Consider the following 9661-nt stretch of genomic DNA (forward strand, 5'->3'; position numbering starts at 1 on the left):
TCTACCACAAACGTCTCACACTTAATTCCACCATAAAAATCCGTTTTAGACTAATTTCCACTTTGGTCAGGAAAGTGGAAGTTACTTTGAGAAGTTACCCTTGGCTTTAAAGTTCTTCGGATACTAGTTTTTACTTGACAAGTCCCGCTTTAAATAATAGAATAGTAAAAAACCTTTAAAGCAGTCCAGAGAGGCAGCTAAGGTTAGACGGTGAAAGGGTGGACTCTACCCATTTTTCGTGGAACCTTGCTGTTGGCAGGTTCCTTTTTTGTAGTCTTTTTGAAGGAAGCTGGGCTGATAAGAAAGATAAGAGGAGAAACACATGCGTGAAAGTCGCCCAGTCATAGCTCTGGATTTTCCAAGTTTTGAAGAAGCCAAGGAGTTTTTAGCCCTATTTCCAGCAGAGGAAAAGCTCTATGTCAAAGTAGGAATGGAAATCTACTATGCTGTAGGGCCTGAAGTTGTCCGTTATTTGAAATCATTAGGACATAGTGTCTTTTTGGATCTCAAACTGCATGATATTCCCAATACAGTCAAATCAACCATGAAAATCTTATCCAACCTAGGAGTTGATATGACCAATGTGCAGGCAGCAGGTGGAGTTGAGATGATGCAGGCAGCGCGTGAAGGATTGGGAGACAAGGGGATTCTCATAGCTGTGACCCAATTAACCTCAACCTCGGAAGAACAAATGCAAGAGTGTCAAAATATCCAAACCAGCCTCCAAGAGTCGGTTATCCACTATGCCCAGAAAACAGCTGAAGCTGGTCTAGATGGAGTCGTTTGCTCGGCTCAAGAAGCCAAGCTTATCAAACAAGCAACTCATGAAGACTTTATCTGTCTGACACCAGGGATTCGCCCAAGAGGGACAGAAGCAGGGGATCAGAAACGGGTAGTAACCCCAGAAGAAGCTTACCAGATTGGCAGTGACTACATCGTAGTTGGCCGTCCGATTACGCAAGCAACTGATCCAGTCGCAGCCTACCATGCCATCAAAGAAGAATGGACACAAGATTGGGTTTAAAAAGAAGATTCATTTAACACTATAAAAAGGAGCACACCATGACACTTGCTAAAGACATTGCCAGCCATCTATTGAAAATTCAAGCCGTTTACCTCAAACCAGAAGAACCTTTTACTTGGGCATCAGGTATCAAGTCACCGATTTATACGGACAACCGTGTGACGCTTGCTTATCCAGATACTCGTAGCTTGATTGAAAATGGTTTTGTGGAAGCTATTAAGGCAGAATTCCCAGAAGTAGAAGTGATTGCAGGAACAGCGACTGCAGGTATTCCTCATGGTGCCATCATCGCTGACAAGATGAACTTGCCATTTGCCTATATTCGGAGCAAACCAAAAGACCATGGTGCTGGAAATCAAATTGAAGGCCGTGTAGCCCAAGGACAAAAGATGGTCGTTGTCGAAGATTTGATTTCAACTGGTGGTTCAGTTCTCGAAGCCGTTGCAGCAGCCAAACGTGAAGGAGCTGATGTTCTTGGAGTTGTGGCTATCTTCAGCTATCAATTGCCAAAAGCAGATAAGAACTTTGCGGATGCTGGTGTCAAACTAGTAACTCTTTCAAACTACAGCGAACTGATTTATCTAGCTCAAGAAGAAGGCTATATCACACCAGAAGGACTCGACCTCCTAAAACGTTTTAAAGAAGACCAAGAAAATTGGCAAAAAGCTTAAGGTATATAAAAATCAGGTAATCACTAGTATTACCTGATTTCTTTTTGTGATTTCATTGAGTATTAGTCTACTTTTCCACCTTCAACAACTAGGTCATCTGCTTTAGCAGCGTCACCGTAAGTTGGGTGAAGTGTTTTTTCATAGGCCTTGTGGAAGAAGTTTTCTTTACCTAATTTTTCGATTTCTTGGTTGATGTAGTCGAGTAGTTCTTGGTTTCCTTTTTGGACTGCTGGCGCAATAGTATCTGGATCGCCTAGAGAAGAAATTCCTACCTCATATCCTTTGTTTTCAAGGGCCCAAGCTAGAACTTCAGTATTATCAGTAGAGAAGGCATCTCCACGTCCATCAAGAAGGGCTTGGTAGGCATCGCTATATTGGTCATATTTTTGAAGTTTCACTTCTGGGTGATTTTTCTCAAAGTAAGTTTCAGCAGTAGTTCCTTTTGTAACGATCAAGGTTTTGCCTTCAAGTTCTTTAACGTCTTTGATAACTTTATCTTTTGGTGACACAACACCGAGAGAAACTTTCATGTAAGGAAGGGCAAAGTCAACTTGTTTTTTACGTTCGTCAGTAACTGTGAAGTTGGCAAGGGTGATATCAACCTTGTTTGAAATCAAGTATTCAGCACGGTTAGCTGCATCCACTGATACATATTTCGGTTTGACACCAAGGTCTTGTGCTAATTGGTTACCAAGTTCGATATCGTAACCTTGGTAAGAACCATCGTTGTCAACATAACCAAACGGTTTTTTGTCTCCAAAGACTGCGATACGAAGTTCGCCACTTTTCTTAATTTCTTCAATGGTGCGAGCTTTGGCAGTTGCCTTAGTAGAGGAAGCATCAGAGCTTCCACCTGAACTACAAGCTGTGACAAAGATAAGCGCAAATGCTAGCGCAAAAACAGTTAGAATTGGTTTAAGTAGTTTCATAATAATCTCCTTTATTGATTATAGATATGAGCCAAACTGGCTAAAGTCAAAGACGTTTAAAAATTCTTGTGCTCGTTTGGTTTGTGGATTTGTGAAGAATTCTTGAGCAGTTCCTTCCTCAGCGATTTTACCTTGGTCAAGGAAAATGATGCGGTCCGCAATGGCTTGGGCAAACTGCATTTCATGGGTTACTAGAATCATGGTACGCCCTTCTTGAGCCAAGTCATTGATAAGTTCCAAAACCTCACGTACCATTTCTGGATCCAGTGAAGCCGTTACCTCGTCAAAGAGGATAATTTCTGGATGCATGAGAAGGGCACGAACAATCGCTACCCGTTGCTTTTGTCCACCAGATAATTGACGAGCAAAGCTATGTTGTTTATCCAACAATCCGACACGTTCTAGTAGTTGTAGGGCTTCTTCTGTTACTTCTTTCTTGTCGCGTCCTTGAGCCTTGATAGGGCCTAAGATAAGGTTTTGAAGGACATCTAAGTGAGGAAAGAGTTCATAACTTTGAAAGACCATGCCGATTTTTTGGCGAACCAAGTGAAAATCTTTTTTATTTTCAACGATGGACTGGCCATCCAGCAGGATATCTCCTCCTTGAATACTTTCTAAACCATTGAGGCAACGAAGTAGGGTACTTTTCCCACAACCAGACGGCCCTAGGATGACGACCACTTCCCCCTTTTTAACATCTAGGGAAAGTCCTTGGAGGATAGGATTGTCTCCGAAGGATTTTTTTAGTTCCTTGATTTCTAAAATAGTTTCAGACATTTAGTTCCTCCAATGTTTTTCTAAGTGAGTAGATAGTTTGGAAATAGGGAAGCAAACCGCGAAATACAAGACTAGGATGGTTCCATAAATCCAAAAGGAAGCAGTTGGGATGGTCAAACGATTGCTATCGATGATTTGTTGTCCAACCTTGGTAACTTCAACAACCCCAATCAAAACAACCAAGGAAGTCGTTTTAATCATCCGAGTGACAAGGTTGATAGCTTGTGGTAGCAGTCTTCTCAAGACTTGAGGGATGATGATATGGTAGTAGAGTTGCACTTTAGTTAAGCCAAGTGCTTGTCCGCTCTCAAACTGATGTTTAGGGAGCGAAGTGATAGCCCCACGGACCAAGTCCCCCATCTCAGCTGTACCCCAGAGGGTAAAAACGATAATGGCAGAAGTTTCTCCAGAGATATTGATATTAAAGTTTCGAGCCAAGCCAAAGTAAACGATGAAAAGAAGCACCAGTTGGGGCATGATCCGGATAAATTCTAGATAAAAACGAGTCAAGAAGCGAATCACTCTAGAATGAGAAGTCATGATAATTCCCATCACCGTTCCGAAAATCATGGATAAGAGGACAGACAGGATAGAAATCCCAATCGTGACGCCCAATCCCTGTAAGATTCTTAGGAGATTATTTCCCTGAAAGAGTACTTGCATTCCCGAATCCTGCATGACGGAGCCTCCTTTCTATCCAACTAAAGACTAGTGAAATAGGTAGAAGCATGATAAGGTAAGCAACTACCAACATAGCCAGTGCAATGTCTGTCTCATAATAGAGGCCAATCAAGTCCTTAGCAACGTACATAAGGTCGGCAAGGGCAACTGCTGAGAAAACAGATGTTTCCTTGATGAGGAAAATAACATTGGCACTAAAGGATGGTAGCGCAACCGCAGTCGCTTGTGGAAGAACCACGTAGCGAAAAACCTGAAAAGGTGTAAGACCAATGGCTAAACCAATCTCGTGCTGGGTTTGACTGACGGCTTCTAGCCCGCTTCGGAAGGATTCTGCCATGTAGGAACCACCTAAGAAGATGAGCCCGACTGTTGCACAGACTTCTGAAGAAAGAACAATCCCTATTCGAGGTAGACCGAAGTAGAGAAAGAAAAGTTGTATCAAAAGGGGTGTATTTCGTGACAATTCTATATAGGCTGTTGCCAACTGGGAGAAAACAGGAAGGCGGTGATGCCGGATGACGCTGACGATGAGCCCCAGCAAAAAAGAACCTAGAATTCCCCAAACTGCAATATGCAAGGTCAGAAAGAATGCCTTTTGATAGAGTGGTAGATATTGTTCAACAATGGACCAATCCAAAAGTAGAACCTCCCATCTAGGAAAATGATACAGTTATTGTAGCATTAAAAGAAAGCTTTGGATAATATGTATTTTTTATTGTGGTGATAAAAAATATTTATAACGGCGATAAATTTTAAAAATGTGATTTTTAGTTGACAAATGTAGATTTTTGAAGTATACTAATAACTGTAATCGACAAATGTAGATTTAGGAGGAGATAACCATGCAGATTTCGGATGCAGAATGGCAGGTCATGAAGATTATCTGGATGCAGGGAGAACAGACTAGTACTGATCTCATAAAAGTATTAGAGAAAAGGTTCAGTTGGTCCAAATCCACGATCCAGACACTCTTGGCTCGTTTGGTGGAGAAAGAATGTTTGACTCGGGAAAAACAGGGCAAGTTCTTTATCTATTCAGCTCTGTTGACACAGGAAGATAGCAAGAAGTTACTTGTCCAGGATATCAAAGACAAGCTTTGTTCCCGAAGAATAAAGCTCTTGCTAGCTGATTTGATTGAAGAATGTGACTTTACCCTAGCTGACTTGGAAGGTTTGGAAGAAGTGATTTCAAAGAAAAAAGCAAGTGCTGTAACAGAAGTAAGATGTAATTGTATGTAAAGGAGACGCTATGTTAAATCTATTTGTATCTATTGTTGTTTTAGGAATGATTGCTTTTATCCTCTTTTGGTTTTTCAAAAAACCGCAAGAAGATGCTAAGAGAGCCCAACAAAAGAATGGCTATCAAGAAATTCGAGTGGAGGTCATGGGAGGATATACTCCAGAAACCATTATCCTCAAAAAATCGCAACCTGCTCGCATTATTTTTGATCGAAAAGATCCTTCACCTTGCTTGGACCAAATCGTATTTCCAGACTTTGGTGTGCATGCAGACCTACCTATGGGAGACCAATATGTGGTGGAAATCACTCCTGAAGAAGCCGGAGAATATGGTTTCTCTTGTGGCATGAACATGATGCACGGTAAGATGATTGTAGAATAGGAGAAGGATATGACTGAAATTGTAAAAGCAAGTCTTGAAAATGGTGTTCAAAAAATCCGTATCACGGCAGACAAAGGCTACCATCCAGCCCATATTCAACTACAAAAAGGAATTCCTGCTGAGATTACCTTTCACCGTGTGACACCATCAAACTGTTATAAAGAAATTCTCTTCGAAGAAGAAGGAATTCTAGAACCAATCGCTCAAGATGAGGAAAAAATTATTCGCTTTACGCCTCAAGACTTGGGTGAGCACGAGTTTTCTTGTGGCATGAAGATGCAAAAGGGAACCTACACCGTTGTTGAAAAAACCAAAAAGTCTCTCAGTCTTTTACAACGTTTTTGGATTACTAGTATCTTTACTGTGCCTCTTGTGATTCTTATGATTGGGATGTCTACAGGAGGAATTAGTCACCAAGTCATGCGTTGGGGCACCTTTTTAGCCACAACCCCCATTATGCTGGTAGCTGGAGTTCCATATATCAGAAGCGCCTGGGCTAGTTTTAAAAAGCACAATTCCAACATGGATACCTTGGTTGCTCTGGGAACCCTAGTGGCCTATTTCTATAGCTTAGTTGCCCTCTTCACTGGTCTGCCCGTTTACTTTGAAAGTGCTGCATTTATCCTCTTCTTCATTCTTTTGGGAGCAGTTTTTGAGGAAAAAATGCGAAAAAATACTTCGCAGGCAGTCGAAAAATTATTAGACCTACAAGCAAAAACAGCAGAGGTTTTGCGTGATGATGTTTATGTTCAAATACCTCTAGAACAAGTCAAAGTTGGGGATCTCATTCGCGTTCGACCAGGTGAAAAAATTGCCGTTGATGGGACTGTAATAGAAGGAGAAACTAGTATTGATGAATCAATGGTGACTGGAGAAAGTATACCGGTTGATAAGTCAGTTGGAGATGCTGTCATTGGTTCAACCATCAATAATAGTGGTACCATTGTTTTTAGAGCTGAAAAAGTAGGTTCTGAAACCATGTTGGCTCAGATTGTAGACTTTGTGAAGAAAGCTCAAACCAGTCGTGCTCCTATTCAAGATTTGACAGACAAGATTTCTGGAATTTTCGTACCAGCAGTTGTCATTTTAGGACTCCTTACTTTTTGGATCTGGTTTGTTTTTCTTGGTGAAAGTTTTGTAACGTCGCTTCTCTATGGTGTTGCAGTCTTGATTATTGCTTGCCCTTGTGCTCTTGGACTTGCGACACCGACAGCACTCATGGTTGGAACAGGACGAAGTGCCAAGATGGGGATTCTTCTCAAAAATGGTACAGTTCTACAGGAAATCCAAAAAGTTCAAACGGTTGTTTTTGATAAGACAGGAACCTTGACCGAAGGGAAGCCAGTAGTGACAGATGTTATCGGAGATGAAGGAGAAGTGCTAAGTTTGGCTGCCTCATTAGAAGATGCCTCTCAACACCCTCTAGCTCAGGCAGTTGTCAATCGTGCGTCTGAATTAGGAATCAGTCTTTATCCCGTGGAAAACTTCCAAGCCTTGCATGGAAAAGGTGTGACTGGGATTATTAATGGTAAGCAAGTCTTGCTGGGGAATGCTAAGCTCTTAGCTGACCTTGCTATTCCACATGATTATCAAGAACGATTTGATTTGCTTGAGAAAGAAGCGAAAACAGTTGTCTTCCTATCCGTGGATGGTCAGTTAAAAGGCTTAATTGCCTTGCAGGATGTCCCTAAGGAAAATGCCAAAGAAGCTATTGCCAAATTGAAAAAACGTGGTCTTAGAACGGTCATGCTTACCGGAGATAATGCTGGAGTAGCGCATGCGATTGCAGAGCAAATTGGAATCGAAGAAGTGATCGCAAATGTCTTGCCAGAGGAAAAGGCACATGAAATTCACAAGCTTCAAAAGAATGGCAAATTGGCCTTTGTCGGCGATGGTATCAATGATGCGCCGGCCCTCAGTGTAGCGGATGTCGGAATTGCCATGGGCTCTGGGACAGATATTGCTATCGAATCAGCAGATCTTGTCCTTACAACCAACAATTTACTAGGATTGGCACGTGCTTTTGATATGAGTAAGAAGACCTTTAATCGTATTCTACTCAATCTTTTCTGGGCTTCTATCTATAACCTCATTGGTATTCCGATTGCAGCAGGAGTCTTTTCAAGTCTTGGTTTGGTACTCAATCCAGAACTTGCAGGATTGGCCATGGCCTTTAGTTCAGTCTCTGTTTTAATCAGTTCTCTCATGCTTAATTTTACTAAAGTCGATTAATACTCTTCGAAAATCAAATTCAAACCACGTCAGCTTCACCTTGCCGTACTCAAGTACAGCCTGCGGCTAGCTTCCTAGTTTGCTCTTTTATTTTCATTGAGTATAAAAAGGCGGTCTTAACCGCTTTTTTCTATTCTAAAACAGATTTTCAAAACATTTTCAATCTGTACTGTAATAGAGAATGAAAGTTTCTGAGCACATTCTTATGAAACTATAAGTAAATGTGATAAATTAGGAGTGTAAATTTACTGAATCGTTTTCAAAAAACATATAAAAGCGCTTTTATCATTCATCAAATTAACATTTAAGGAGAGTTATCATTATGACTCAAGGGAAAATTACTGCATCTGCAGCAATGCTTAACGTATTGAAAACATGGGGCGTAGACACAATCTACGGTATCCCATCAGGAACACTCAGTTCACTCATGGACGCTTTGGCTGAAGACAAAGATATCCGTTTCTTGCAAGTTCGCCACGAAGAAACAGGTGCTCTTGCAGCGGTTATGCAGGCTAAATTTGGCGGATCTATCGGTGTTGCAGTTGGTTCAGGTGGTCCAGGTGCGACTCACTTGATCAACGGTGTTTACGATGCAGCTATGGATAACACTCCATTTCTCGCTATCCTTGGATCACGTCCAGTTAATGAATTAAACATGGATGCCTTCCAAGAATTAAACCAAAACCCAATGTACAACGGTATCGCTGTTTATAATAAACGTGTAGCTTACGCAGAGCAATTACCAAAAGTAATCGACGAAGCTTGCCGTGCTGCTGTTTCTAAAAAAGGTCCAGCCGTTGTTGAAATTCCAGTAAACTTTGGTTTCCAAGAAATCGACGAAAACTCATACTACGGTTCAGGTTCATACGAACGTTCATTCATCGCTCCTGCTTTGAACGAAGTTGAAATTGACAAAGCAGTTGAAATCTTGAACAATGCTGAACGTCCAGTTATCTATGCTGGTTACGGTGGAGTTGGTGCTGGTGATGTGATCACTGAATTGTCTCGTAAGATCAAAGCACCAATCATTACAACTGGTAAAAACTTTGAAGCCTTCGAATGGGACTACGAAGGGTTGACAGGTTCTGCTTACCGTGTTGGTTGGAAACCAGCCAACGAAGTGGTCTTTGAAGCAGATACTGTTCTCTTCCTTGGTTCAAACTTCCCATTTGCTGAAGTTTACGAAGCCTTCAAGAATACTGAAAAATTCATCCAAGTCGATATCGACCCTTACAAACTTGGTAAACGTCATGCCCTAGACGCTTCAATCCTTGGGGATGCAGGTCAAGCAGCCAAAGCAATCCTTGACAAAGTGAATCCAGTTGAATCTACTCCATGGTGGCGTGCAAACGTTAAGAATAACCAAAACTGGCGTGATTACATGAACAAACTCGAAGGTAAAACTGAGGGTGAATTGCAATTGTATCAAGTTTACAATGCAATCAACAAACATGCTGATCAAGACGCTATCTATTCAATCGACGTAGGTGACACTACTCAAACATCTACTCGTCACCTTCACATGACACCTAAGAACATGTGGCGTACATCTCCACTCTTTGCGACAATGGGTATTGCCCTTCCTGGTGGTATCGCTGCTAAGAAAGACAATCCAGATCGCCAAGTATGGAACATCATGGGTGACGGTGCATTCAACATGTGCTACCCAGACGTTATCACAAACGTTCAATACGACCTTCCAGTTATCAACGTTGTCTTCTCAAATG

10 protein-coding genes are annotated in these 9661 nt (G+C 41.5%); 6 read left to right on the forward strand and 4 right to left on the reverse strand.

Translation table 11 applies throughout. From position 1 onward, the window contains the following. Positions 1 to 322 precede the first annotated feature (322 nt). Entirely contained in the window at positions 323 to 1024 is a 702-nt protein-coding gene (pyrF, locus tag E7C97_RS08340) for an orotidine-5'-phosphate decarboxylase (RefSeq protein ID WP_223140007.1), read from the forward strand. A gap of 38 nt (positions 1025 to 1062) precedes the next feature. After that, positions 1063 to 1695 carry an orotate phosphoribosyltransferase gene (pyrE, locus tag E7C97_RS08345; protein ID WP_316108862.1) on the forward strand — a complete coding sequence of 211 codons (633 nt, stop codon included), beginning with the start codon at positions 1063 to 1065 and terminating at the stop codon, positions 1693 to 1695. Positions 1696 to 1757: 62 nt separating this feature from the next. Here the strand turns inward: pyrE and E7C97_RS08350 are convergent, their stop codons facing one another. Genes E7C97_RS08350 through E7C97_RS08365 form a run of 4 tightly spaced genes read right to left on the reverse strand, consistent with a single transcriptional unit; the run spans position 1758 to position 4719 of the window. Beyond that, positions 1758 to 2624, reverse strand: coding sequence for a cysteine ABC transporter substrate-binding protein (locus E7C97_RS08350; protein ID WP_316108863.1), 867 nt, complete (start codon positions 2622 to 2624; stop codon positions 1758 to 1760). 18 nt (positions 2625 to 2642) lie between these two features. After that, complete coding sequence (locus tag E7C97_RS08355) at positions 2643 to 3401, reverse strand: amino acid ABC transporter ATP-binding protein (protein WP_060956040.1); 759 nt, start codon at positions 3399 to 3401, stop codon at positions 2643 to 2645. Further along, complete coding sequence (locus E7C97_RS08360; RefSeq protein ID WP_315639685.1) at positions 3402 to 4079, reverse strand: amino acid ABC transporter permease; 678 nt, start codon at positions 4077 to 4079, stop codon at positions 3402 to 3404. It lies immediately after the preceding gene. Then, entirely contained in the window at positions 4039 to 4719 is a 681-nt protein-coding gene (locus E7C97_RS08365; RefSeq protein WP_301559408.1) for an amino acid ABC transporter permease, read from the reverse strand. The genes E7C97_RS08360 and E7C97_RS08365 overlap by 41 nt, the downstream gene beginning before the upstream one ends. A 205-nt stretch (positions 4720 to 4924) precedes the next feature. On the opposite strand from E7C97_RS08365, the gene E7C97_RS08370 reads away from it, so the two are divergent. The 4 genes from E7C97_RS08370 to spxB form a co-directional block, all read left to right on the forward strand. Continuing rightward, the gene (locus tag E7C97_RS08370; RefSeq protein WP_316108865.1) at positions 4925 to 5320 is read left to right on the forward strand and encodes a CopY/TcrY family copper transport repressor; all 396 of its coding nucleotides are present in this window, start codon (positions 4925 to 4927) and stop codon (positions 5318 to 5320) included. A gap of 10 nt (positions 5321 to 5330) precedes the next feature. Beyond that, positions 5331 to 5702, forward strand: a complete 372-nt coding sequence (locus tag E7C97_RS08375) for a cupredoxin domain-containing protein (protein ID WP_000933322.1) — start codon at positions 5331 to 5333, stop codon at positions 5700 to 5702. A 9-nt stretch (positions 5703 to 5711) separates the two neighbouring features. Continuing rightward, positions 5712 to 7934, forward strand: a complete 2223-nt coding sequence (locus tag E7C97_RS08380; RefSeq protein ID WP_316108867.1) for a heavy metal translocating P-type ATPase — start codon at positions 5712 to 5714, stop codon at positions 7932 to 7934. 322 nt (positions 7935 to 8256) lie between these two features. Continuing rightward, positions 8257 to 9661: pyruvate oxidase (spxB, locus tag E7C97_RS08385; RefSeq protein WP_316108868.1), on the forward strand; the 1405-nt coding region annotated here is incomplete at its 3' end.

Source organism: Streptococcus sp., assembly GCF_032481935.1.
GTDB lineage: Bacteria > Bacillota > Bacilli > Lactobacillales > Streptococcaceae > Streptococcus.